We start from the raw sequence: 24,657 nt of genomic DNA, 5'->3' as shown, positions 1-24,657 counted from the left end.
CACGCTGTGTTTTCAAGCGGTCCTGCTATGATGCTCGCCTGTTTCACCACGGCGACCGATCATGACCGACACTGCTTTTTTCTGCGTCCTGTCGCACGAAGGCGTTCTGGCCGTACGCGGCCCGGACGCCAGCAAGTTCCTGCAGGGCCAGCTGACCTGCAACCTCAACTACCTCAATCCCCGACACTCAAGTCTTGGCGCCCGCTGCACGCCCAAGGGCCGCATGCAGTCGAGCTTCCGTATTCTTTGCCAAAGCGATGGGTACCTGCTGGCGATGGCCAGGGAACTGCTGGAACCACAACTGACAGATCTCGCACGATTCGCTGTTTTCTCGAAATCGAAACTGTATGACGAAAGCGCGGCCTGGGTGCGCTTCGGCCTGCGCGGGGGCGACGGCGCGCTGGTCAGCCTTGGTCTGGACCTGTCACAAACAGCCGATGAAGTGGCGACCGGGCACAACCTGATAGCCATTCGCCTCCCCGATGGCCGCGCCGAACTCTGGGCACCCGCGACCGAAGCAGAAACCATCCGGCAGCGACTCGCTGCCCAGCTGACTGAAGCCTCGCTTGAGCACTGGAAACTGGACCAGATCCGCGCCGGCATCGGCCAGGTATTCGGCGAAACCCGCGAGCTGTTCATTCCGCAGATGATCAACCTGCAGGCGCTGGGCGGTGTCAGCTTCAAGAAGGGCTGCTACACCGGTCAGGAAATCGTCGCGCGCATGCAGTATCTCGGCAAACTCAAGCGCCGCCTGCATCACCTGGCCCTGCAGAATACCCAGACATCGGTGCCGACAGCCGGGCAGGAGCTCTTTTCACCCGTACACAACTCCAGCGTTGGTGAAGTGGTCATGGCGGCCTGCGCCGACGGGTCCCTGGAACTACTCGCGGTACTGCAGGAAGACGCTGCCGCCGACGGGCGCATATTCCTTGGTTCGGTCGATGGCGAGCCACTGACCTTGCTTGACCTGCCCTACACTCTGGATGCAGACCAGGAAATCCAGCGCTGACAGCGCTGCTCTAGAACTGTCTGCCAGCCATCGGCGGCCACCTTTTATATGGAATCAGAAGGAATCACATGAGCACCCTCGCCGACAAAGTCCAGCAGGAACTGATCAAGGCCATCGAGAATGATGAACTGGTCCTGCCGACCCTTCCGGAAGTCGCCCTGCGCGTGCGCGAGGCGGCGGAAGACCCCGATGTCAGCATTCCTACGCTGTCCCGGGTGATCGGTAACGATACCGCGCTCACCGCCCGCATCATCAAGGTGGTCAATAGTCCCTTGTTGCGTACCAATCGGGAAATCAATGACCTGCAGATGGCAATCAGCCGTCTGGGCATCAACTACACGGCCAACCTCGCAACCGGCCTGGCCATGGAACAGATGTTTCAGGCGACGACCGACGCGGTGGATCGCAAGATGCGCGAGGTCTGGAACAAAAGCACCGAGATTGCAGCAATCAGCCATGTGCTGTGTCGCAACTTCACCCGCTTGCCAGCAGACCAGGCAACCCTCGCCGGCCTGGTCCATCAGATCGGTATCCTGCCGATTCTCACCTATGCCGAAGAGCACGGCACCTTGCTTGGCGACTCGATCAGCCTCAACCATGTGATCGACCGAATTCACCCGATCATTGGCGAGAAGATCCTGCGCACCTGGGAATTCCCAGACCCAATCGCCGCAGTGCCCGGCCAGTATCTGGACTTTTCACGCACACCGGACAAGGCCGACTACGTCGATATCGTCCAGGTTGCGACCCTGCAAAGTCTTGTCGGCAGCACCCACCCCTACACACAGCTCGACTGGAGCCGGATCCCGGCATTCGCCAGGCTGGGGCTGGACCCGAATACGCTGCTGCAGGAGGACGAAGACCTATCGGCCGCGATGGATGCAGCCATGAGTATGCTGCAGTAGAGCCATTCGCCCGCTCACCTTCACACCTGGAAGGAACCGCCACCACGCGGTCCAGTCTTAAAAAGACGGCATCCTGCCGCTTTCAGGTGATTAAAGGAGAGCAATGTGAACAGCACAACCAAAGCGTTCCTGTCGGGCACTACTGCACTTGTCTTCGGCATGGCTGCAACCCTTGCCTTGGCTGTCGATGGTGAGAACTTCGTTGACGAAGCCTCGGCCAAAGGCATCGCGGAAATCGAAACCGCCAAGCTGGCGCTGGACAAGAGCAACTCCGAAGACATCAAGACCTTTGCCCAGAAAATGATCGACGACCACTCTCAGGCCAACCAGAAGCTCGCCGAACTTGCCGGAAAGCACGACGACCTGGAGCTTTCCGACGAAGCCACATTGATGGACAAGGCCAAGGCCATGATCCTCAAGTACCGCGAAGGTGACAATTTCGACAAGGCCTATGCGAACAATCAAGTCGTAGCCCACGAGCAGAGCATCGAACTGTTCCGTGAATACGCCCAGAACGGCGAAAACGCCGAACTGAAACAGTTCGCCGAATCGACTCTGCCGAAACTGGAGCAGCATCTCCAGCAGGCCCAGGAGTTGGCTACGGCGCACGGCGCCAAACAGTAATATTCGGTTAGCGGCGTCAAGCCTGGCGCCGCCTCATACCTCTGCCGGCAATTGCCAGTCGATGGGTTCCAGGCCGTGCTGCCTGAGAAATTGATTGGCTCGACTGAAGTGCCCATTGCCGATAAAGCCGCGATGCGCCGACAACGGCGATGGGTGAACGGACTTGAGCAGCAGATGCCGGGTTGGGTCGATCAACTTAGCTTTCCCCTGCGCATGTGCACCCCATAGCATAAAGACCACGTTTGAACACTGCTCGCTGACCACCTCGATGATCCTGTCAGTCAGCCGCTGCCAGCCCATTTTCGCATGCGACCCAGCCAACCCCTGCTCCACCGTGAGCGATGTGTTGAGCATCAGCACGCCCTGATTCGCCCAGTGCTGCAAGTTGCCATGACGCGGAATTTCCAGATTCAGGTCGCGCTTGAGTTCCTTGTAGATATTCTGCAGGGACGGCGGTGTCGCAACGCCCGGCTGGACTGAAAAACACAGACCATGTGCCTGTCCAGGACCGTGATAAGGGTCCTGGCCAAGAATGACCACCCTTACCTGCTCCAGCGGGGTGGAATCCAGGGCACTGAAGATCAGCGGGCCAGGCGGATAAATGACCTTCCCGGCGAGCTTTTCCCGACGCAGGAAGTCGCCCAGCTCACGCATATATGGCTGCGTAAATTCGTCACGCAAGACCGCTTTCCAGCTTGCTTCAAGCTTGAGGGGGTGTTCCTGACTCATAGTTGCACCTGCAGCTGACCTTTAAAATGTCGAGTTTGAAACAAGCACCAGTCCACAAAGAGCATGATCCAAAGCACTACCGCTCATCAGCAGCTTTCGATAATGTTGCCCAGCGCACGCCTGTGAGTTCTACGACCATTTAAAGGGTGACGAATTGGCGCAGGCCACTGTACAAAAGCGTATCTGCCAACAAAAAAGCATAAAAAGGACCCTGCGATGAAACGGATTAGCCTCTTGGCCCTGGGGCTGGGTTTCTGTCTTGCTGCCCAAGCTGCAGACCCGATCACCCTTGGCCTGAATTATCCCCGCACTGGCAGCTATAAAGAAGAAGGGTTGTCGCAGATGCGCGGCGCCCTGCTCGCCATCGACGAAATCAATGCCCGCGGTGGTGTGCTTGGACGCCCACTGCAGATCATTAGCCGCAACACGGCTTCACGCCCCGAAAAAGCGGTAGTCAACGTTGACAGAATGGCCGATGAAGGCGCAGCCATGCTCTTCGGCGGCGTATCCAGCGCCGTGGCGATCGCCGCCAGCAAGCGTGCCAAGGAGCGCGGCCTGCTCTACTTCGGCACCATCACCTACTCCAACGACACCACCGGCAAGGACGGCCACAGGTACATGTTCCGTGAGTGCAACAACGCCTGGATGAGCGCGCGCGTGCTGGGCCAGTATCTGAACGAGACCATGCCGAACAAGCGTTATTTCTACCTCACCGCCGACTACACGTGGGGGCATACCAGCGAGAGCTCATTGCGTCAGGCAACCGGCACTACCGATCAGGCCAAGCATCCGGGCGCCAAGACGCCCTTTCCCGGTGCACGCCTTTCCGATTTCCGCAAGGCATTGCTGCAGGCCGAACAGAGTGGCGCCGATGTACTGGCACTGGTTCTCTACGGCGAAGACATGGTGCGCGCCATGCGCATCGCCGACGAGCTGGGTCTGAACAAGAAGATGCAGATTGCGGTGCCCAACCTGAGCATGACCATGGTCGAGTCCGCTGGCCCCGATATCATGCGCGGCGTACTGGGCACCGAGCCCTGGACCTGGCGCGTCCCGGACATTGAAGGCTCCGAGCACGGCAAGGCCTTTGTGAAAAACTTCGGTGAGCGCTACCAGTCCCACCCCTCCAGCTCTGCTGCAATCGCCTACACCATCGTTTATCAATGGGCCGATGCGGTCACACGCGCCAAGAGCCTCGATAGCGAAAAGGTCATCTCTGCGCTCGAAGGCCACCGCTACACCTTGCTCAAGGATGAACAGTACTGGCGCCCCTTCGATCACCAGAGCGTACAGACCGTCTACGCTGTAAGGGTGAAACAGCGCGAAGAGGTTTTGAAGGACAAATACAGACAGGACTACTTCGAAATCGTCCATCGCCTGTCAGGTGAAGCGGCAGCACCTACTCTGGCCGAGTGGCAGGAAGAGCGACGCTCTGCCAACCAACCGCTGCAACTGCAATAACAGGCACGGCGGGAATGGCGGAGCTACCATTCCCGCTTCAGCCAGCAAGGGAGTTGCAACCCCCGGCGCCTCGGCAGAGTCTGTAACTCAGAGTCCTGACCACACTGCGAGGATAAGCCATGAGCAACGCACTCGAACCTTACAAGCCCGGCATCTTCGATCTGACCCACAAGCTGACCGTTGAAAAACACGGTCATACGGCGCTGATCACCATCAATCATCCCCCCGCCAATACTTGGGACCGCGAGACATTGATCGGCCTCAAGCAGGTAATCGAACACCTCAATCACGACAAAGACATCTATGCGCTGGTGATCTGTGGCCAGGGTGAAAAGTTCTTCAGCGCCGGTGCAGACCTGAAACTCTTCGCCGATGGTGATCGGCTGCGTGCGCGGGAAATGGCGCGACGTTTCGGCGAAGCCTTTGAGACCTTGCGAGATTTCCGCGGGGTATCCATCGCTGCCATCAACGGCTTCGCCCTGGGCGGCGGTCTGGAATGCGCATTGGCCTGCGATATTCGCATCGCTGAGAGGCAGGCGCAGCTGGGGTTGCCAGAAGCCTCAGTGGGTTTGCTGCCTTGCGCCGGCGGTACTCAGGCACTGGCCTGGCTGGTAGGTGAAGGCTGGGCCAAACGCATGATTCTCTGCGGCGAGCGCATCAATGCCGAAACAGCCCTGCGCATCGGCCTGATCGAACAGATCGTCGAGGCCGGAGAATCCCGTGGCCACGCACTCCTCCTGGCTTCACGCGTAGCCCGTCAAAGTCCGGTAGCAGTGCGCACCATCAAACCCCTGATCGACAGCGTGCGCAGTCGCGGACCCAACACCTTCGCCGCCGCCGAGCGTGAGGCTTTTCTTGGCCTGTTTGAAGCCCAGGACACCCTCGAAGGTGTCAATGCCTTCCTTGAAAAACGCGAGCCACGCTGGACAAACCGCTAGCACCCACCATCACCAGCGTCAGGACTCAGTCCCGCCGGTAACCTCGCTGATTGAAATCACGCCGTTGAGCGGGCCGGTATTCACGCCCCTGCCGCGGACCGTGATCCGGGCGATAGCCTCCAGGCCGCCGCTCGTGCTGCCAGCGCTGCGGATGATCCATTCCTGGCTGGCGTCCATTACTCCAGCGCTGCGGACGATCAGCACCGCGGTGCCTGTCGTAATACTGCGGTGGCAACTGGCCCTGAAAGCGTGGCGGCAGATTTTGCTGATACTGACGATGCTGCGGGTAGGGGCTGCGTGGATCGTACTGATACGAACCACTGCCGATGCGATAGCTGCCGCCGTCCGGTTGATAGACCCAGACACGCCCCGGCGCATCGGCCTGCACCGGCAACGCCAGGCTCAGGCCCAGTAGCAGTAAAAGGGTTCTGACATTCATCGAGGAGCCTCCGAAAACGAAGCCGCGAGAATCGTCCACGGCACCTTCAATCAGACCATAGCCTGAACGCATATGAACCGTCACCAGACAGCCGGTGAAGCCTGCGACAGCCAGTCGCGACTTGTATGGCCGCGACCGCTTGCCGATAATGGCCGCCTTTTAGCCTCGGGCTCGTACAGAGCACCACAGGAACCCGCATGACCGAACTCGCCCTGATCATGGTTAGCGCCATCCTGGTCAACAACTTCGTGCTGGTACAGTTTCTCGGCCTGTGCCCGTTCATGGGCGTCTCGAAAAAGGTCGAAACCGCCATCGGCCTCTCGCTGGCCACTACATTCGTGCTGACGCTGGCGGCGATGTGCAGCTATCTGCTCCAGCAATATGTACTTAAACCGCTGGATCTCGAATTCCTGCGCACCATCAGCTTCATCCTGGTGATCGCCGTGGTGGTGCAGTTCACCGAAATGGTGGTGAACAAGACCAGCCCTCTTTTATACCGTGTGCTCGGCATCTTCCTGCCACTGATCACCACCAACTGCATCGTGCTGGGCGTCGCCCTGCTCAATGCCAACAAGTCGGAATTCACCTTTATCACCGCCACCGCAAACGGCTTTGCCGCAGGCCTGGGCTTTTCTCTGGTACTGGTGCTGTTTGCCGCCATGCGTGAGCGCATCGCCATTGCCGATGTACCCCGGTCGTTCCAGGGTGCGGCCATCGGCATGATTACTGCTGGTCTGATGTCGCTGGCGTTCATGGGCTTTACCGGGTTGATCAAGCTATGAGCATGGTGGCGATTGCGGTTCTCGCCCTGCTGGCGCTATGCCTGATATGCGGGGCGATCCTGGGCTTTGCAGCGGTGCGCTTTCGCGTCGAGGGCGACCCGATTGCCGAGCAGATCAACGCCCTGCTACCGCAGACCCAGTGCGGTCAATGCGGCTATCCGGGCTGCAAGCCTTACGCCGAAGCCATTGCCGGCGGCGACAAGATCAACAAGTGCCCCCCGGGAGGCGAGTCCACCATCCAGGCCCTGGCCGACCTGCTGGATGTGGAACCCGAGCCGCTGGATGCCGTCGAGGGCGAAGTACCGCCACGCGTTGCCTACATCCGCGAGGCCGAATGCATCGGCTGCACCAAGTGCATCCAGGCCTGCCCGGTGGATGCCATCGTCGGTGCCGCCAAGCAGATGCACACCGTGATCGTCTCCGAATGCACCGGCTGCGACCTCTGCGTCGAGCCCTGCCCGGTGGACTGCATCGACATGATCGAGCTGGGCAGCAACCTGCAAAGCTGGAAATGGGACCAGCCGCTGGCGCCAGGCCAGCTGATCGCCAGTGACCGGGAGCAGGCCGCATGACTTCGTTGAACGTCTGGGACATCCATGGCGGCATTCATCCGCCCGAGCGCAAGGCCCTCTCCAACCGCACGCCGGTCCGGCAGATGCCACTGCCTGCGCGGCTGGTTCTGCCGCTCGCCCAGCATCTTGGCGCACCCGCCGAACCCTGCGTCACACCCGGCGAGCAGGTACTGAAGGGCCAGGTGATCGCCGAGGCAAGCGGCTTCGTCAGCGCGCCACTGCATGCACCCACCTCTGGCACTGTCAGTTTCATCGGCCCGCAGCCTTACCCGCACATATCGGGGATACCCGCACCCGCGATCGTGATCGAAAGCGACGGTCTGGACCAATGGATCGAGCTGCAGCCCCGCACCGACTACCGTCAGCTGCCACCGTCCGAATTACTTGAGATCATCCGCCAGGCCGGCGTCAGCGGCCTTGGCGGCGCCGGCTTTCCGACAGCAGTAAAGCTGACCGCGCCACCTACGCAGGCGATTCACACGCTGATCATCAACGGCACCGAATGCGAGCCCTATATCACCGCCGATGACCTGCTGATGCGCGAAAAGGCTGCCGAACTGGTGGCGGGCATCGAGATTCTCGAACACCTGATCAAACCGCAGCAGGTGCTGATCGGTATCGAGGACAACAAACCCGAAGCCATTGCGGCAGTGCGCGCCGCCGTCGGCGAGCGCCCCTATGTGGTCAAGGTATTCCCCACCAAATATCCCTCCGGCGGCGAAAAGCAGCTGATCCAGATCCTCACTGGCGAAGAGGTGCCCAGCGGTGGTCTGCCCGCCGATATCGGCATGCTGTGCCAGAACGTCGGCACCTGCGTTGCCATTCATGATGCCGTGTTGCTGGGCAGACCGCTGATTTCCCGCATCACTACCCTGACGGGCGAGGCGCTTGCCGAGCCGATGAACGTCGAGGCGCTGATCGGCACACCAGTGGCCGAGTTGCTGGCTTTTGCCGGGCTCGACAGCAGCAAGCTCAACCGCCTGATCATGGGCGGCCCGATGATGGGCTTTACCCTGCCATCGCTGGATGTGCCGCTGATCAAAACCACCAACTGCCTGCTGGCCAGCACCCGCGCCGAACTGCCGCCACCGCCGCCCGCTCTGCCCTGCATCCGCTGTGGCGAATGCGCTGAAGTCTGCCCGGCCAGCCTGCTGCCGCAGCAACTGCACTTCTTCGCGCTGGGCCAGGAGCACGAGCAACTCAAGGCCTACAACCTGTTCGACTGTATCGAGTGCGGCGCCTGTGCCTACGTCTGCCCCTCGAGCATTCCACTGGTGCAGTACTACCGTGCTGCGAAGGGCGAAATCCGTGCACTGGAGCAAAAACAGCAGAAGGCCGAACACTCCCGGCAGCGTTTTGAAATACGCCAGGAACGCCTGCGTCGCGCCGAGGAACAGAAGGAAGCCGACCGCCAGGCCCGTGCCGAGCGTGCTGCTCGCGCCAAGGAAGCCCAGGCACAAGCCGGCACCACGCCAAGCCAGGACGACCCGGTCGCCCGCGTGCAGGCCCAGAAGGTCGGACTCTCGGACGAGCAGAAGAAACTCAAGATTGAAGCCAGCATGGCCCAGGTTGCCCTGAAGAAAGCCGAGAAGCAGCTTTCCGCCCATGCAACGCCTGAACTGGAAGCCCAGGTCGCCGAGCTGCGTATCGCCGCCAGCAATGCGCAAAAAGCGCTGGATGAAGCCAACGCCGCCGCACCGCCTGTTGAAGCCACCGCCGCCCCGGCCAACGACGAAGCCGCCAAGAAGGCCAAGATCGAAGCCGCGATGCTGCGAGCGCAGGTGCGCAAACTGGAAAAACTCGAAACCCGCGATACCGAACAACAAGCCGAACTGACGCGACTGCAAACGCAGCTGGCCTCAGCCGAACAGGCGCTGGCCAACGCCCAGCAAAGCGCTCCGCCTGCCAAAAAGCCGGTTGCCGACGAAGCCCTGAAGAAAGCCAAGATCGAACTGGCGATGAAGCGCGCCGAACTCAAGAAAGCCGAAAAGGCCGGTGCCGACGAAGCCGAACTGAACAAGTTGCGCGACGGGCTGGTCAGCGCCGAACAGGCCCTGCACGCGGCAGAAGAAAACTCTGCCAAGCCCGCACCCGAACTGGTTCGTACCGAAAAGCGCCCGATAGACGAGCAGGCCCGTGCTCTGAAGACCGAAGTAGCCTTTGCCCGCGCCGATCTGCGCAAACTGGAACGCGCCACCGACAGTGATACTGCCGCAATCGAGGCCGCACGCCAGCGCCTGAGCGACGCAGAGCACCAGCTACAGAAACACACTGACTCTTAAATAGCGGCGCCCCGGGCGCCACTATCCGGATAGTCGCAAGCGTTATCGAACGCGGCTGCCCGTACTACATTCGACCGGAGCGCCAATGGCACTGCCACGCATCACCTCACCGCACAGCACCGGCAGCAACCGCACCCAGCGGGTCATGCTGCTGGTGCTGGCCGCAACCTTGCCAGGCGTCGTCGCCCTCACCTGGCTTTACGGCGCCGGCACGCTGATCAATCTGTGCTGGGCCAGCGCTGCCGCACTGGGTTTTGAAGCCCTGATGCTCAGGATCCGACAGCGTCCGGTGCAGTTCTTCCTGCGGGACGGCAGTGCTCTTGTCACCGCTGTGCTGTTGGCGCTGGCGCTGCCACCCTACTCACCCTGGTGGCTGACACTGATCGCCGTCGGCAGCGCCATCGTTCTCGGCAAACAGCTCTACGGCGGACTGGGCCAGAACCCTTTCAACCCGGCGATGATCGGCTATGTGGTGGTGCTGATCTCCTTTCCGGTAGAAATGACCTCATGGCCTGTGCCCCACAGCGTCGGTTTCGGCCCAGGCCTGCAGCATATTCTCGGCATCGCCACACTGCCTGATGGCTGGAGCCAGGCCACGGCGCTGGACGCGATGAAGCTGAACAAGAGCCTGACCGTTGACGAGCTTTGGGCCAACCCCGCATTCGGGCACTTCGGCGGCATCGGCTCGGAAGTGGTCAATCTGGCATTCCTGGCAGGCGGTCTGTACCTGCTGCACAAGCGGCTGTTCAGCTGGCACGCACCAGTGGGCATGCTGGCAGCGCTGATACTGATGAGTCTGGTGTTCTGGAACGGTTCGGGCTCCGACAGCAACGGCTCGCCGCTGTTCCACCTGCTCAGCGGCGCCACCATGCTCGGCGCTTTCTTTATTGTTACCGACCCGGTGAGCAGCGCTACCAGCACCCTGGGGCGACTGCTCTTCGGCGCGGGCGTAGGCATCATCGTCTACGTGATTCGCGCTTGGGGCGGCTATCCCGACGGCGTGGCCTTCGCCGTACTGCTGATGAACCTCGCAGCGCCAACCATTGACTACTACACCCGTCCGCGCACCTACGGCCACCGCAAGGCCGAGCGCGGCTTCAAGTTGGGCGAATGACATGATCCTTCCCGAACTCAGCCGCTCGATGTTCAGAAACGCTTTGGTGCTGGGCCTGTTCGCAGTCGTCACCGTTGGCGCGGTGACACTGCTGCAGCAGTTCACTGCCGAGCGCATCCAGGCGGCCGAGCGCGCATCGCAATTACGCGCCCTCAATGAAATCCTGCCCCATGGCAGCTACGACAACCAACTGCTCGACAGCAGCGTCGACGTGCACCATCCACTGCTCGGCACCCGACACCCCACTCCCGCCTATATCGCCCGCAAAGACGGCGAGCCCAGCGCGGTGATCCTCCAGGCCATCGCACCGGATGGCTACAGCGGCGCAATCCACCTGCTGGTTGGCGTGCTTGCCGATGGCCGCATCGCCGGCGTGCGTGTGGTCCGGCATCGCGAAACCCCCGGTCTGGGCGACAAGGTCGAGCTGGCCAAGGGCCGCTGGATCCTGAGTTTCGATGGCAAGTCCCTGAGCGACCCGCAAGCCAGCGGCTGGGCCGTGAAGAAGGATCGTGGCGACTTCGATCAGTTCGCAGGCGCCACCATCACCCCACGCGCCGTGGTCGGCGCCGTGCATCGCGCGCTGCAGTATTTCGATGCCCACAAGGATGAACTGCTCGGCGCCAGCACCCGTCCGGTTGAGCCAGACCAGGCGCTGCCCGAGCCAGACGAATCCGACGAAGCGACCCGCCACTCCCGCGCCGGTAGCGCTGCAACCCGGGACGAGATGCTGATCACCGATCCGCAACCCGAACAGACAGGTGAGACGCCATGAGTACGCCCAGCTACCGCGAACTGAGCATCAACGGCCTGTGGAAAAACAATCCGGCCCTGGTTCAGCTGCTGGGCCTCTGCCCCTTGCTCGGCGTCAGCAACTCGGCGGTCAACGCCTTGGGGCTCGGCCTTGCCACGGCCCTGGTGCTGATCTGCTCCAACATCGGCGTGTCGCTGGTGCGCGGCGTGGTCAACACCGCGGTGCGCCTGCCCGCCTTTGTAATGATCATCGCAGCGCTGACCACCTGCATCGAACTGCTGATGCAAGCCTATACCTATGAGCTGTTTCAGATTCTCGGCATTTTCATCCCGCTGATCACCACCAACTGCGTGATCCTTGGCCGCGCTGACGGCTTCGCCGCCAAGCACAATCCGCTGATCGCCGGGTTCGATGGCTTTGTCATGGGTATGGGCTTCGCGCTTGTGCTGCTGGTACTGGGCGGCCTGCGCGAACTGTTCGGCACCGGCGTACTGTTCGCCAACATGCAGCTACTGTTCGGCCCTATCGCCGCCGACTGGCAGATCACCGTATTCAGCGACTACAAGGGCTTCCTGCTGGCGATCCTGCCGCCCGGCGCGTTTATCGTCCTCGGTCTGCTGATCGCCCTGAAGAACCGCATCGATCACCAACTGGCCGAGCGGGCCAAAGCACAACAGCCCGAAGCACCGGCCCAGAGCCGCCGTGTGCGGGTAACCGGGGTGATCGAGTAATCATGAATGCGGAAAAACGCCGGGAAATATTTCGCCGCTTTCATGAGGACAACCCTGAACCCAAGACCGAACTGGCCTACAGCACGCCCTTCGAGCTGCTGATCGCGGTGATCCTCTCGGCGCAGGCTACGGATGTCGGCGTCAACAAGGCGACCGCCAGACTCTATCCCGTCGCCAATACCCCAGAAGCCATCTACGCGCTCGGCTACGAAGGCCTGTGCAGCTATATCAGGACCATCGGCCTGTATCCGAGCAAGGCGAAGAACGTCATTGAAACCTGCCGCATCCTGATCGAGCAGCATGGCAGCCAGGTCCCGGACAACCGCGAAGACCTCGAAGCCCTGCCCGGCGTCGGTCGCAAGACGGCCAACGTAGTGCTCAACACAGCCTTTCGGCAGTTCACCATGGCTGTCGACACGCATATCTTTCGGGTGAGCAACCGCACCAACATCGCACCCGGGAAGAATGTGCTGGAGGTCGAACGCAAGCTGATCAGGTTCGTGCCCAAAGAGTACCTGCTGGACGCCCATCACTGGCTGATCCTGCACGGGCGCTACGTCTGCAAGGCACGCAAACCCCAATGTGGCAGCTGCCGCATCGAAGACCTGTGCGAATACAAGCACAAGACTTCCGACGATTGAGCGTTTAGGGGTAAAAGCTATCAGTCGATTGAAAAAATCTTTTTTACGACCCTGTTTTTTGTCGCTATAAGGTGCGCCAACAACGCGCCCCAGCCGTGGAGTAAGACAAGTGTCCGAGAAAGAAGAAATCGAGATTGAAGACGACTTCGCCGGTGAGGACGAAGACGATACTGCTGAAGCCCCGGTCGAAGTAGCCAAAACCAACCTGACCAAGCGCCGGATCATCGACAACCTGCTCGAAGAGCGTCGACTGCGCAAGCAACTCAACGAGTTCGACTTCGATCTCTGATGAAAAAGCCCCGAAACCGGGGCTTTTTTCTGCCTGACGCCGCGTCAATCCTTGCGCGTTGGCGACAGCAGTTCAACCTTGTACCCATCCGGGTCTTCGACGAAGGCCAGAATGCTGCTGCCGTGCAGCATCGGCCCCGGTTCGCGGGTGATCTTGCCGCCACGGCTGCGGATGTCTTCGCAGGCCTTGTAGACATCTTCCACTTCCAGCGCGATATGGCCATAGCCTGTACCCAGCTCGTAACTGTCGACACCCCAGTTGTGGGTCAGCTCCAGTACGCTGTTGTGTGCCTCGTCGCCATAGCCGACGAACGCCAGGGTGAACTTGCCGTCCGGATAATCCTTGCGTCTCAGCAGGGTCATGCCCAGCACTTCGGTGTAGAAGGCGATGGATCTGTCCATATCGCCGACGCGCAGCATGGTGTGGAGTAGTCTCATTGCATTCTCCTCGATGAATGGGTAAATGAAAGAACCCCAACCTGGGTTGGGGTTCTCGGGTCAGAGAGAGCTTACCAGAGCGACGCTTGCAGCCCCTCCCTGTGAGCCTTACTGGTGCTCGTAACGCGGCGAGCGTGGTCCATGCAGCAGCCCATTGGTTTGGCCAGCAGACAGCAATCGATTGCTGGCGATTCCGGCAATGGGATAGGTCGCATCGGTCAGCGTATTGAGCACCTGATTGACAGCGGCGCTGACCAGCATGCCAATCAGACCGCCGCTGTTATTGTTGTTCTGACTGACCGCCAAGGCCGAACCACTCCACAACAGCGCGCCAGTACGCAGGTCAACCAGCCGTGCCTTGGCTTCGACATGCACCGTGCTGTCGATCACCGTATAGCGAGAGCCGTACTGCACCACCGTGGTATAGAGCGCTGCGTCTGCACCGAAAATCTCGCGCAATCTGGCCGGAGACACCTGCTGAATATCCGCAGCGTTATCCAGACCATTCTGGCGGAACGTCTCGCTAACCAGCGCCACGGGCATCACGTAGTAACCCGATTCAGCCAGCGGCGCGGACATCTGGGCCAACATGCCGGCGGTTGCGTTGATTTCCGGCGTTTCGTTCAGCGGCGGCAGGACAAGGATCGAGGCCGGGCGACTTTCCCGGAACGCCGTGTAGTCGTGAGCAGGAGGGGGAGTGGTCGCGCAACCGCTGGCCAGCACAGCCGCCGCCAGCAGGGCATACACTCGGGACAGGGATTTCATTGGGCACCCTCCTGCTGAGTCTGCTGCTTCAATAGAAAGGCCATATAGGGCTTGGACTCAGGGAACAGGGCCTCCTCACTGCGGAACTGCTGCACCACTTGATCACCCTGGCCGATTTGCGCATAAAGCAGTCCCAGATGCGCGTGGTAACCAGGCGGAGGCGTATTGCCACGACTGCGGATAACCTGCAGGCCTTTTTCCAGCGCTGCAATCTGCTCTTCAAAACTGCTCTCGCCCTTCAGGTAGGCGTAAACCTGAGGCTGATAGCCTTCCCACTGATACAGGGATTGTGGTCGATTGCTGCTGCAGCCCTGAACCAGAGCGACAGCGAGCGCAGCAAGGCAAAGCTGCGCCCCTCGTTTAGCGAATGGGATATTCATATCCAGCTCCTTGCGTAAATAAGGTTAAAAAACCTCAGGGCTTCCAGATGCCCTGGTCAACGGCAACCACCAGTTGCTGCACAGCTTCACGCATGGCCAGATCAAGCACTTTGCCGTTCAGCGTCGAGTCATAGCTGGCTGTACCGCCGAAGCCGATGATTTCGCGGTTGGACAGCTCATATTCACCAGCACCCTGAGTGGAATACACCACCTCGGAGGTGCTGCTATTAACGATGTTCAGGCTGACCTTGGCATAGGCGATCTGTTTCTTGCCGCGACCGAGGATGCCAAACAGCTGATGATCGCCTACTTCCTTGCGACCAAACTCGCTGACGTCACCGGTTACGACATAGTCGGCGCCTGCGATCTTCTGCACTTTTTTGCTGAAACCGGCTTCCTGGTTCAGCTCGGCAAGGTTGTCGCGATCCAGCACGCTGAAGCGATTGGACTGCTGCAGATGGGTGATCAGAATGGTCTTGGCCTGCCCGCCGAGGCGGTCGACGCCATCCGAGAAAATCCCACGCAAATAGCTGGAACGATTGTCGAACTTGCCCACCGAAATCGGCGTGCGGATGCCGGCATAGTAAGTGTTGGCGCTTTGTACCTGCACGACAGCCAAGGAGCGCGAACTCTCTGTGGCACAACCTGCAGACAGCATCAAAAAAGCGGCAAGCGCCGCCACTGATACAACCTTGATTCCTTGCACATAACCCTCCTGGCCTGGCTCATTGAATTGGCGGCGAACAATACCATTTCGCCATCATTCGGCGACAGCTGGACGATGGAAAGGAAGAGGCTGAAAGGCAGGAGTGTGAAGGAGGCAGCATACCGGCCCCCACCATTGCGGTGGAGGCCGGGAAAACTTACAGCGGGCTGCGACCCTTGCCGGCAGCAATGCGCAGGCGCAGGGCGTTGAGCTTGATGAAGCCTGCGGCGTCGGCCTGGTCGTAGGCGCCGGCATCGTCCTCGAAGGTGGCGATATTGGCGTCGAACAGGGACTCATCGGACTTGCGACCGGCAATGATGATGTTGCCCTTGTACAGCTTCAGGCGGACTACGCCGTTCACCGTGGCCTGGGAAGCGTCGATCATCTGTTGCAGCATCAGACGCTCCGGGCTCCACCAGTAGCCGTTATAGATCAGGCTGGCGTACTTGGGCATCAGCTCGTCTTTCAGGTGCGCGACTTCGCGGTCCAGGGTGATGGACTCGATGGCGCGGTGGGCCTTGAGCATGATGGTGCCGCCGGGGGTTTCGTAGCAGCCGCGGGACTTCATGCCCACGTAGCGGTTTTCCACGATATCCAGGCGACCGATGCCATTCTCGCCACCGATGCGGTTCAGCTCGGCCAGCACGGTAGCCGGGCTCAGCTCCTTGCCGTCGATGGCGACGATGTCACCGTTACGGTAAGTCAGCTCGATATAGGTCGGAGTATCCGGCGCGGCTTCCGGGGACTTGGTCCAGCGCCACATGTCTTCTTCGTGCTCGGTCCAGGTGTCTTCCAGCACGCCGCCCTCATAGGAGATGTGCAGCAGGTTGGCATCCATGGAGTACGGCGATTTTTTCTTGCCGTGACGCTCGATCGGGATGGCGTGCTTTTCGGCGTAGTCCATCAGCTTCTCGCGGGACAGCAGGTCCCACTCGCGCCAGGGGGCGATGACCTTGACGCCCGGTTTGAGCGCGTAGGCGCCCAGCTCGAAACGCACCTGGTCGTTGCCCTTGCCGGTCGCGCCGTGGGAAATGGCATCGGCACCGGTTTCGTTGGCGATCTCGATCAGGCGCTTGGCGATCAGCGGACGGGCGATGGAGGTGCCCAGCAGGTATTCGCCTTCGTAGACGGTGTTGGCGCGGAACATCGGGAACACGAAGTCGCGTACAAACTCTTCGCGCAGGTCGTCGATGTAGATTTCCTTGACACCCATGGCCTTGGCCTTGGCGCGGGCCGGCTCGACCTCTTCGCCCTGACCGAGGTCGGCGGTGAAGGTCACTACTTCGCAGTTATAGGTATCTTGCAGCCACTTGAGAATCACCGAGGTGTCCAGGCCACCGGAATACGCCAGGACTACCTTCTTTACGTCGGCCATTGCCATCCACTCCCGGGATTGAAGGAAAGCGGCAATTCTACTGGTCGCGACGTTTGTTTTACAGGGGCACGGCCTTTCACAGCCCGGATTACCGTCAGGATGACGGACTGACTGCTTCGGCAGCGGCTGTACTGGTAGCCGGCTCACGATACAGGCTCAGGCTCACCCGGCGATTCTTCGCGCGACTGGCTTCGTTCCGGTTGGGTACCAGTGGGTATCGCTCACCGTGAAAACGCAGCGTGATCTGCTCCTTCAGCACACCGTTGGCCAGCAGATACTCTTCCACGGCCAAGGCACGCCGCCGAGAAAGGTCGCGGTTGGACAGACGATTGCCGCTGTTGTCGGAATGGCCGTCGAGCTGGATGCGATTGACCGTCGGATCGGCCCGCAGGTATTGCAGGATGATGTCGAGCTTGGCCTGAGCGAGCGGATCGAGTGTTACGTCGCTGCTGGGGAAACCGATCTGCGACTGGCGAATCTGGTCGAAATTCACCGGCAGCAGCTTTGCCGTGCAGCCGCGGAAATCCTCGTAGGCCTTGCCGAAACGCGCCGGCAGCAGGCGCACCTCCAGCGCCTCACCACCGTGCAGAGTGCGATGACGCACCACCGGACTGCGACCGTCGAGCAGACCACTGAGCAGGCGTCCAGCCTGCAGGTGCGAGCTGTTGAACGGAATATCGCCCTCACCCACGGAAACCACACCCAGGTTGATATCACTGCGGCTCGGCTGCCAGGGCGCAGCGGCTGCCAGCAGTGTCGCCGAGCCGGCCCCCAGCCAGCGCTCCGGCGAGTTCAGACGGAAAATCGCCTCCTCACCGGCACGTCGCACGAACTCACCACGACCAAAACCGGCAATGGGCTGCACCAGTCTGCACTCGAACTGATCCCCTTCGACCTGCCACTGCACCCTTTCCAGACGGGTCTGGAAAGTCAGGGCATTGGCCGGCGAAGCCAGCAGGCAAGCCAGAATAAGAGGGCGCAGGCGCACAGGAGGCTCCACGATAAAGGACATTCAACCTGTGTATCGGTGCCCCCTGCGAAAACTTGAACACACAGCGCCTTACCTCAGGCGCGCAACTGTCGGACAACGAGCCCCTTTCGGCCCGGCGCCTCCCGTCTGCGGCGATTTTTCCGCTCGTTTCCGGTAGCATTCGTGCACGTTTGATCCGCTTGGAAACCCGCATGTCCGACCGCATAACCCTCCTTCGCCCCGACGACTGGCATATCCACCTGCGCGATGGCGCGGCGCTGGTCCACACCGTGGCAGATGCCGCACGCCAGTTCGCCCGCGCAATCGTCATGCCGAACCTGGTGCCGCCGGTGCGCAATGCCGCCGAAGCGAACGACTATCGCCAGCGGATCATTGCAGCTCGCCCCAAGGGCAGCGCTTTTGAGCCATTGATGGTGCTTTACCTCACCGACGGCACGCAGCCCGACGAGATTCGTGCAGCCAAGAGCAGCGGCCATGTTTACGCGGCCAAGCTCTATCCGGCGGGTGCCACCACCAACTCGGCATCCGGCGTGACCCGCATCGACAATATTTTCCCGGTACTGGAAATAATGGCCGAGGTCGGCCTGCCGCTGCTGGTGCATGGCGAAGTGACGCGCTCGGAAGTCGACATCTTCGACCGCGAGAAATACTTCATCGACGAACAGCTGAGCCGGATCACTGAGCGCTTCCCGACGCTGAAAGTGGTCTTCGAGCACATCACCACCCGCGATGCGGTGCAATTTGTCGAAGGCGCCTCCAGCAACGTCGGGGCGACCATTACTGCGCATCACCTGCTCTACAACCGCAACCACATGCTGGTGGGCGGCATTCGCCCGCACTTCTTCTGCCTGCCGATCCTCAAGCGCAACATTCACCAGGAAGCGCTGCTTGACGCGGCCACCAGCGGCAGCCCGCAATTCTTCCTCGGCACCGACTCGGCACCCCACGCCCAGCACGCCAAGGAGAACGCTTGCGGTTGCGCCGGCTGCTATACCGCCTTCGCGGCTATCGAGCTCTATGCCGAAGCCTTCGAGCAGCGTAATGCGCTGAATCGCCTGGAACCCTTCGCCAGCCACTTCGGCGCCGACTTCTATGGCCTGCCACGCAACACCGAGCAGATCACCCTGGTGCGCGAACCCTGGAGCGTGCCGGGCAACCTGCCCTTTGGCGAACACAACCTGGTGCCCCTTCGCGCCGGCGAAACCCTGCAATGGCGACTGGAGGCACACGCATGAGCGAGGATTCGTTCGACGACGAACAGGAAAACAACCTTCCCGGCAAGCCGCGCTCCCCCATGGCGCAACGCTTCCGTGGCTTCCTGCCGGTAGTGGTCGATGTCGAGTGTGGTGGCTTCAATTGCGCCACCGACGCCCTGCTTGAAATCGCCGCAGTAACCATCGGCATGGACGAACAGGGCCTGCTTTACCCGCAGGAAACTCTGTTCTACCGCGTCGAGCCCTTCCCCGGCGCTAATATTGAAGCCGCCGCGCTGGAGTTCACCGGTATCAAGCTGGACCACCCCCTGCGCATGGCTGTTCCCGAATTGCAGGCGATGGGCGATATCACCCGTGGCGTGCGCAAGGCCGTGAAGTCGGCAGGCTGCAAGCGCGCCATCCTGGTGGGCCATAACAGCAGTTTCGATCTGGGCTTTCTCAACGCAGCAATTGCCCGCTGCGACATCAAGCGCAACCCCTTCCACCCCTTCTCCAGCTTCGACACCGCCACCCTCGCCGGCCTCGCCTATGGCCAGACCGTACTGGCCAAGGCCTGTCAGGCCGCCGGTATCGATTTCGACGGGCGCGAAGCCCACTCGGCGCGTTATGACACCGAGAAGACCGCCGAGCTGTTCTGCGGCATCGTCAACCGCTGGAAGGAAATGGGCGGCTGGGAAGAGTTCGACGAGTAAAGCGGCACACCAGCAACGTGTAGGCGTAGGGTGGATGACGCTTTTTTCATCCACCGAAAGCCCGCTCGGTGGACCGGTGAAGCGTGGTCCACCCTACGGACTTCACCAATCCGCCAAGCAGAAGCGTGGTGGGTCGATAAAACCGGCATCCCCAGCGCTGTCCAACACAAAGAAAAAGGCCATGGCCTTTTTGCATTCAGGGTCGCTTACAGCGGCTTGCCGCGATTGCCATGCTGACTGACAAAGGCCTGCATGGCCTTGAGGTCATTCGCCAACACAGTGCAGCGCTCGGGCCGCCCGAACAGATCGGCCAAATGCGCCGGCAGTTCCAGAGCCTTGCCAACACCGGCCTTCTCCACCGCCTCGGGGAACTTCACCGGATGCGCGGTACCCAGCGTCACCATCGGCGTCGACAGGCTGCGACGGCACTCACGGGCGGCATAGACGCCAATGGCGGTGTGAGGGTCCAGCAGCTCACCCGTGGCCGCAAACACCTCGGCAATGGTCTTGCAGGTCTGCTCATCATCCACGGCCAGCGAGTCGAACAGCTTACGCGCTTCGGTCCAGCGCTCTTCCTCGACCGACAGCTTGCCGCTGGCCTTGAACGAACTCATCAGCTCGGCCACTGCCGCACCGTTGCGACCGTGCAGGTCGAACAGCAGACGCTCGAAATTGGACGACACCATGATGTCCATCGATGGCGACAGCGACGGATGCAGGGTGTCCTTGTCGTAGCGGTTGCCGCTCATGAAGCGGTGCAGGATGTCGTTGCGGTTGGTCGCGACCACCAGCTGGCTGATAGGCAAGCCCATGTTGCGCGCCAGGTAGCCGGCGAAGATGTCGCCGAAGTTGCCGGTCGGTACCGAAAACGCCACCGAACGCGCCGGACCGCCCAGCTGCAACGCGGCATGGAAGTAGTAAACGATCTGGGCCATGATCCGTGCCCAGTTGATCGAGTTCACCGCCACCAGGCGGGTGCCCTTGAGGAAGCCTTGGTCGGCGAAGCTATCCTTGACCATCTCCTGGCAGTCGTCGAAGTTGCCTTCGATGGCGATGTTGTGGATGTTGTCACCGAAGATGGTGGTCATCTGGCGACGCTGCACCTCGGACACGCGCTGGTGCGGATGCAGGATAAAGATGTCGACGTTGTCGCAACGGCGGCAGCCTTCGATGGCCGCCGAGCCGGTGTCACCCGAGGTCGCTCCGATGATCACCACACGCTCGCCGCGCTTGGCCAGCACGTAGTCGAGCAGGCGCCCCAGCAACTGCAGGGCAAAGTCCTTGAACGCCAGGGTTGGGCCGTGAAACAGCTCCAGCACCCACTCGTTGCCGTTTAGCTGGCGCAGCGGAGCAACAGCGCTGTGGGCGAATACGCCACCTGGGCCGGTCGCGTAGGTTTCCTCAAGGATCTGTTTGAAGTCGGCGTCCGGAATGCTGCCTGTCACGAAAGGGCGCATGACCTTGAACGCCAGCTCGTGATACGGCAGGCCGGCCCAGGAGGCGATTTCCTCGACGGTAAAGCGCGGCAGGTTTTCCGGAACGTAGAGACCGCCATCGCTGGCCAGACCGGCCAGCAGCACATCTTCGAAATTCAGGGCCGGGGCCTGGCCACGGGTGCTGATATAGCGCATTTGTTCAAACCTTCGGTTTAAGCCGCAAGCTGAGCGATTCGCCCCAGCTCCCGGCTCTGAGTTAATTCAGCTGTTCAACACGAATCCGCACGACCTTGCCAACCACATCATCGAGAGTCTCGAGTGCGGAAATGGCGTTGTCGATGCGCTGCTCCACCACCCGATGGGTGACCAGGATGACCGGCACCAGGCCGTCATGCTCTTCGGCTTCCTTCTGCATGATCGATTCGATATTGATGCCATGCTGGGAAAGAATGGTCGCGACCTGAGCCAACACACCGGGATGATCCTTGGCCTGGATACGCAGATAATAGGCGCTCACGCAGTCGCTCACCGGCAGGATCGGATGAGCTGACAGCGTATCCGGCTGGAATGCCAGTGGCGGTACGTGATTGCTCGGGTCGGTGCCCAGCGCACGCGCCACGTCCACCAGGTCGGCAACCACCGCCGAGGCGGTTGGCTCCATGCCGGCGCCGGCGCCGTAATAAAGCGTGCTGCCAACGGCATCGCCATTGACCATCACCGCGTTCATCACGCCGTTGACGTTGGCAATCAGACGGTCAGCGGGGATCAGCGTCGGATGCACACGCAGCTCGATACCGGCGTCGGTGCGGCGCGCCACGCCCAGATGCTTGATGCGATAACCCAGCGCCTCGGCATAGTTCACATCCGCCGTGGTCAGCTGCGAAATGCCCTCGGTGTAAGCCTTATCAAACTGCAGCGGGATACCGAATGCGATGGAGGCGAGAATGGTCAGCTTGTGCGCGGCATCGATACCCTCAACGTCGAAGGTCGGATCGGCCTCGGCATAACCCAGCTCCTGGGCTTCCTGGAGTACGTCCTCGAAGGTGCGACCCTTCTCGCGCATCTCGGTCAGGATGAAGTTGCCGGTGCCGTTGATGATGCCGGCCAGCCAGTTGATACGGTTGCCCGCCAGGCCTTCACGGATCGCCTTGATCACCGGAATGCCACCGGCTACCGAAGCCTCGAAGGCGACAATGACGCCCTTTTCACGGGCGCGGGCGAAGATTTCATTGCCGTGAACGGCGATCAGCGCCTTGTTGGCAGTGACCACATGCTTGCCGTTCTCGATGGCCTTGAGCACCAGTTCGAGGGCCAGGGTGTAACCGCCGATCAACTCGACGACGATGTCGATCTCAGGGTTGCTGGCAACCGCAAAAACGTCGTCGGTAATGGCGATGCTACCGGTGTCGCAACGGGGATTCGGATGCCGGGTCGCGATCTGCGCAACCTCGATTCCACGCCCGATGCGACGGGCAATCTCCTCGGCATTGCGCTTGAGCACATTGAAGGTTCCGCCACCGACGGTTCCCAGCCCACAGATGCCAACTTTCACCGGTTTCAAACTGCACTCCCCATTGCCAGCGAACGACCCTATGCAGCAGCCGAACAAAAGAGTCGCACATTACGAAGCGCACGGGATTTAGTCAAATCGGCTGGGCATACGGCAGGGCTGTCTCCTCCCCGCGGGGCCCACTTGTAGGGCGGAATTTATTCAGCCTCCGTCACCACATTAAAGGCCGACAAGTTCAGCCCTAGGGGCCGGTGAGTCGCGCGTACAGATGGCCGATGAATTCGGCCCTGACTTAGTTTTGCGCACCGCCCAAGCCCAGGCGCTGATGCCACTGCGCCAGAGACTCATCCGGATATTCAGCAAAGCATTTGTCGCCAGCCTGAACGTGCGGCTCGACCCAGCTTGCCTTGGAGTCGAGCATCAAATGAGTGTGTCCGGGCGGCGTGGGCAGATCGGTATCAATGGCCGAAGCCTGCGGGTGGACCAGCTCCGGCCAACCTGGGTCCCATAACCAGAGCGCACTGCCGCAGTGCTTGCAGAAATGACGCTGCCCTTCGCTGACGGTGACCGCCCCGGTTTCAGGATTGACCATACGCGCACGATAGACACTCAGATGCTCTGACCCCTCTATCGCGAGCGTTCGATAGTCGCCACCGAGATTAATTGCATAGCCGCCGCCACCTGCCGTCTTGCGACAGATGGAGCAATAGCAGCACATGAATGGATAAGGCGTAGCCGATTTCAGCGAGAAACGCACGGCTTTGCAGTGACAGGAACCTTCGAGTTTCATGATCGCCCCCTTCGCATGTCTTCAGACTTGGAACGCGGGGAGCGATACAGTTCACTCAGCGTGACACCGGGCGCCTGGAGAAGGCGCCTTCCATCACTTGGCCTGGAGCGCCAACTCGGCCAACTGCGGGGCAGGCTGGTAGCCGGGAATGATCTGGCCATCGGCGAGGATGATTGCCGGGGTTCCCTGCACGCCGATCATCTGGCCCAACTCGTACTGCTCGGCAATCGGGCTGTCACAAGTCGCAACCGGCACTTCTTCGCGGGCCTTGGCCTTGTTCATAGCGGCCTGTTGATCCTTGGCACACCAGACGCTGGTCAGCGTGCTGGCCCCGTGGCTCGCCATGCCTTGGCGGGGAAAGGCCATATAACGCACCTCGACACCCAGGCGATTGAGCTCCGGCACTTCGCTGTGCAGCTTCTGGCAATAGACGCAGTCGGTATCGGTAAACACCGTGATATGGGTCTTGGGCTTTTCCGGGGCAAACACCACCATCTCACCTACGGGAACCGCTGCGATGGTCTGCGCCACCGAACGGCTCTGGGCCTGCTCGGTCAGGTTGATCGCCTGGCCATCCTTGAATTGGAACAGATAACCCTGAATCACGAACTGACCGTCGGCGCTGGCATAGAGCTGACGCCCGCCCTTGACCTGCACCTGATAAACGCCAGGCATCGGGCTTTCGGCGATGGCTTCGATGGGCATATTGGGCTGGATCGACTGCAACGCCTCACGGATCGCCTTGTCGGCATCGGCGGCCACAGCAACGGAGCCGAGCAGACCGAAGGTCGCGGCAGCAAACAAACGAATCACGCGCATGGAATCTCCTGGCGACTACGACCAACAAAAAAAGAGACGCAGACTAACACAGGTAATCCGCCAAGGCCGATGGCTCAGCGCGTGACTTATCGACCCGCGTGACCTGATGCACACTTGGCCGCAGAAGGACAAAAGCGCTCATGACGGCCCGCTCACCCGCCATAAGCGTTTGAAAAAGCAGGCGGAAAAAGCACGACCCAAGGCTTGACACGCACCCACACGACGAGAATAATGCGCGCCACTTGGCTACGTAGCTCAGTTGGTTAGAGCATAGC

Annotated in this window: 27 protein-coding genes; 15 read left to right on the top strand and 12 right to left on the bottom strand. The window is 60.8% G+C overall.

Annotated features, from left to right (window positions below):
• The first annotated feature begins 61 nt into the window (after positions 1–61).
• The 3 genes from NAV32_RS16005 to NAV32_RS15995 all read left to right on the top strand — a co-directional run bounded on the left by NAV32_RS16005 (position 62) and on the right by NAV32_RS15995 (position 2,538).
• A complete protein-coding gene (locus NAV32_RS16005; protein ID WP_256053794.1) occupies positions 62–1,009 on the top strand; it encodes a YgfZ/GcvT domain-containing protein in 948 nt (315 codons plus the stop codon).
• 68 nt (positions 1,010–1,077) lie between these two features.
• Positions 1,078–1,914: an HDOD domain-containing protein gene (locus NAV32_RS16000; protein WP_256053793.1), complete on the top strand. Its 837-nt coding sequence runs from the start codon at positions 1,078–1,080 to the stop codon at positions 1,912–1,914.
• A 105-nt stretch (positions 1,915–2,019) separates the two neighbouring features.
• Complete coding sequence (locus NAV32_RS15995; protein ID WP_256053792.1) at positions 2,020–2,538, top strand: DUF4142 domain-containing protein; 519 nt, start codon at positions 2,020–2,022, stop codon at positions 2,536–2,538.
• 33 nt (positions 2,539–2,571) lie between these two features.
• Here the strand turns inward: NAV32_RS15995 and ung are convergent, their stop codons facing one another.
• Positions 2,572–3,267, bottom strand: coding sequence for a uracil-DNA glycosylase (ung, locus tag NAV32_RS15990; RefSeq protein WP_256053791.1), 696 nt, complete (start codon positions 3,265–3,267; stop codon positions 2,572–2,574).
• A gap of 216 nt (positions 3,268–3,483) precedes the next feature.
• Here ung and NAV32_RS15985 point away from each other — a divergent pair, with 216 nt between their 5' ends.
• Positions 3,484–4,728 carry a substrate-binding protein gene (locus tag NAV32_RS15985; protein ID WP_256053790.1) on the top strand — a complete coding sequence of 415 codons (1,245 nt, stop codon included), beginning with the start codon at positions 3,484–3,486 and terminating at the stop codon, positions 4,726–4,728.
• Between the two features lie 119 nt (positions 4,729–4,847).
• Entirely contained in the window at positions 4,848–5,666 is an 819-nt protein-coding gene (locus NAV32_RS15980; RefSeq protein ID WP_256053789.1) for an enoyl-CoA hydratase, read from the top strand.
• A 25-nt stretch (positions 5,667–5,691) separates the two neighbouring features.
• Here the strand turns inward: NAV32_RS15980 and NAV32_RS15975 are convergent, their stop codons facing one another.
• A complete protein-coding gene (locus NAV32_RS15975; protein WP_256053788.1) occupies positions 5,692–6,105 on the bottom strand; it encodes a hypothetical protein in 414 nt (137 codons plus the stop codon).
• Positions 6,106–6,302: 197 nt separating this feature from the next.
• Here NAV32_RS15975 and rsxA point away from each other — a divergent pair, with 197 nt between their 5' ends.
• From rsxA to NAV32_RS15935, 8 genes are all read left to right on the top strand, one after another.
• Positions 6,303–6,887, top strand: coding sequence for an electron transport complex subunit RsxA (rsxA, locus tag NAV32_RS15970; protein WP_256053787.1), 585 nt, complete (start codon positions 6,303–6,305; stop codon positions 6,885–6,887).
• The gene (gene rsxB / locus NAV32_RS15965; protein WP_256053786.1) at positions 6,884–7,459 is read left to right on the top strand and encodes an electron transport complex subunit RsxB; all 576 of its coding nucleotides are present in this window, start codon (positions 6,884–6,886) and stop codon (positions 7,457–7,459) included. The genes rsxA and rsxB overlap by 4 nt, the downstream gene beginning before the upstream one ends.
• Positions 7,456–9,741 carry an electron transport complex subunit RsxC gene (gene rsxC, locus NAV32_RS15960; protein ID WP_256053785.1) on the top strand — a complete coding sequence of 762 codons (2,286 nt, stop codon included), beginning with the start codon at positions 7,456–7,458 and terminating at the stop codon, positions 9,739–9,741. The genes rsxB and rsxC overlap by 4 nt, the downstream gene beginning before the upstream one ends.
• Before the next feature lie 85 nt (positions 9,742–9,826).
• Positions 9,827–10,855, top strand: coding sequence for an RnfABCDGE type electron transport complex subunit D (locus NAV32_RS15955; protein ID WP_256053784.1), 1,029 nt, complete (start codon positions 9,827–9,829; stop codon positions 10,853–10,855).
• A 1-nt stretch (position 10,856) separates the two neighbouring features.
• Positions 10,857–11,627, top strand: coding sequence for an electron transport complex subunit RsxG (gene rsxG, locus NAV32_RS15950; protein WP_256053783.1), 771 nt, complete (start codon positions 10,857–10,859; stop codon positions 11,625–11,627).
• On the top strand, positions 11,624–12,337 hold the full coding sequence (locus NAV32_RS15945) for an electron transport complex subunit E (protein WP_256053782.1): 714 nt from the start codon (positions 11,624–11,626) through the stop codon (positions 12,335–12,337). The genes rsxG and NAV32_RS15945 overlap by 4 nt, the downstream gene beginning before the upstream one ends.
• 2 nt (positions 12,338–12,339) lie before the next feature.
• The gene (gene nth, locus NAV32_RS15940; protein WP_256053781.1) at positions 12,340–12,978 is read left to right on the top strand and encodes an endonuclease III; all 639 of its coding nucleotides are present in this window, start codon (positions 12,340–12,342) and stop codon (positions 12,976–12,978) included.
• Positions 12,979–13,087: 109 nt separating this feature from the next.
• Positions 13,088–13,267, top strand: a complete 180-nt coding sequence (locus NAV32_RS15935; protein ID WP_256053780.1) for a PA3496 family putative envelope integrity protein — start codon at positions 13,088–13,090, stop codon at positions 13,265–13,267.
• A gap of 44 nt (positions 13,268–13,311) precedes the next feature.
• On the opposite strand, the gene gloA is transcribed toward NAV32_RS15935, so the two are convergent.
• From gloA to NAV32_RS15905, 6 genes are all read right to left on the bottom strand, one after another.
• Positions 13,312–13,704: a lactoylglutathione lyase gene (gene gloA / locus NAV32_RS15930; RefSeq protein WP_014851822.1), complete on the bottom strand. Its 393-nt coding sequence runs from the start codon at positions 13,702–13,704 to the stop codon at positions 13,312–13,314.
• 108 nt (positions 13,705–13,812) lie between these two features.
• A complete protein-coding gene (locus tag NAV32_RS15925; RefSeq protein ID WP_256053779.1) occupies positions 13,813–14,469 on the bottom strand; it encodes a DUF799 domain-containing protein in 657 nt (218 codons plus the stop codon).
• Positions 14,466–14,849 (bottom strand): DUF4810 domain-containing protein, encoded by a 384-nt coding sequence (locus tag NAV32_RS15920; RefSeq protein WP_256053778.1) that lies wholly within the window; start codon positions 14,847–14,849, stop codon positions 14,466–14,468. Before NAV32_RS15920 ends, NAV32_RS15925 begins: the two co-directional genes overlap by 4 nt.
• 34 nt (positions 14,850–14,883) lie before the next feature.
• A complete protein-coding gene (locus NAV32_RS15915) occupies positions 14,884–15,507 on the bottom strand; it encodes a CsgG/HfaB family protein (protein ID WP_256053807.1) in 624 nt (207 codons plus the stop codon).
• Between the two features lie 205 nt (positions 15,508–15,712).
• Positions 15,713–16,930 (bottom strand): argininosuccinate synthase, encoded by a 1,218-nt coding sequence (locus tag NAV32_RS15910; protein WP_256053777.1) that lies wholly within the window; start codon positions 16,928–16,930, stop codon positions 15,713–15,715.
• 94 nt (positions 16,931–17,024) lie between these two features.
• Positions 17,025–17,918, bottom strand: a complete 894-nt coding sequence (locus NAV32_RS15905; RefSeq protein WP_336604872.1) for a flagellar protein MotY — start codon at positions 17,916–17,918, stop codon at positions 17,025–17,027.
• Between the two features lie 194 nt (positions 17,919–18,112).
• Between NAV32_RS15905 and pyrC the strand changes: the two genes are divergently transcribed.
• Both pyrC and rnt read left to right on the top strand, forming a co-directional pair.
• Entirely contained in the window at positions 18,113–19,156 is a 1,044-nt protein-coding gene (gene pyrC / locus NAV32_RS15900) for a dihydroorotase (protein WP_256053776.1), read from the top strand.
• Positions 19,153–19,827 (top strand): ribonuclease T, encoded by a 675-nt coding sequence (rnt, locus tag NAV32_RS15895; protein WP_256053775.1) that lies wholly within the window; start codon positions 19,153–19,155, stop codon positions 19,825–19,827. Before pyrC ends, rnt begins: the two co-directional genes overlap by 4 nt.
• A 206-nt stretch (positions 19,828–20,033) precedes the next feature.
• On the opposite strand, the gene thrC is transcribed toward rnt, so the two are convergent.
• From thrC to NAV32_RS15875, 4 genes are all read right to left on the bottom strand, one after another.
• Entirely contained in the window at positions 20,034–21,458 is a 1,425-nt protein-coding gene (thrC, locus tag NAV32_RS15890; RefSeq protein ID WP_256053774.1) for a threonine synthase, read from the bottom strand.
• 61 nt (positions 21,459–21,519) lie between these two features.
• The gene (locus NAV32_RS15885) at positions 21,520–22,824 is read right to left on the bottom strand and encodes a homoserine dehydrogenase (protein ID WP_256053773.1); all 1,305 of its coding nucleotides are present in this window, start codon (positions 22,822–22,824) and stop codon (positions 21,520–21,522) included.
• A 241-nt stretch (positions 22,825–23,065) separates the two neighbouring features.
• Positions 23,066–23,563, bottom strand: coding sequence for a GFA family protein (locus NAV32_RS15880; RefSeq protein ID WP_256053772.1), 498 nt, complete (start codon positions 23,561–23,563; stop codon positions 23,066–23,068).
• Positions 23,564–23,656: 93 nt separating this feature from the next.
• Positions 23,657–24,382 (bottom strand): DsbC family protein, encoded by a 726-nt coding sequence (locus NAV32_RS15875; RefSeq protein ID WP_256053771.1) that lies wholly within the window; start codon positions 24,380–24,382, stop codon positions 23,657–23,659.
• Positions 24,383–24,657 lie beyond the last annotated feature (275 nt).

The sequence above is a fragment of the Stutzerimonas stutzeri genome (assembly GCF_024448695.1).
Taxonomy (GTDB): domain Bacteria; phylum Pseudomonadota; class Gammaproteobacteria; order Pseudomonadales; family Pseudomonadaceae; genus Stutzerimonas; species Stutzerimonas stutzeri_T.
Note: the sequence above shows the minus strand (reverse complement) of the source record. Positions and strands in the feature narration are given on the sequence as shown.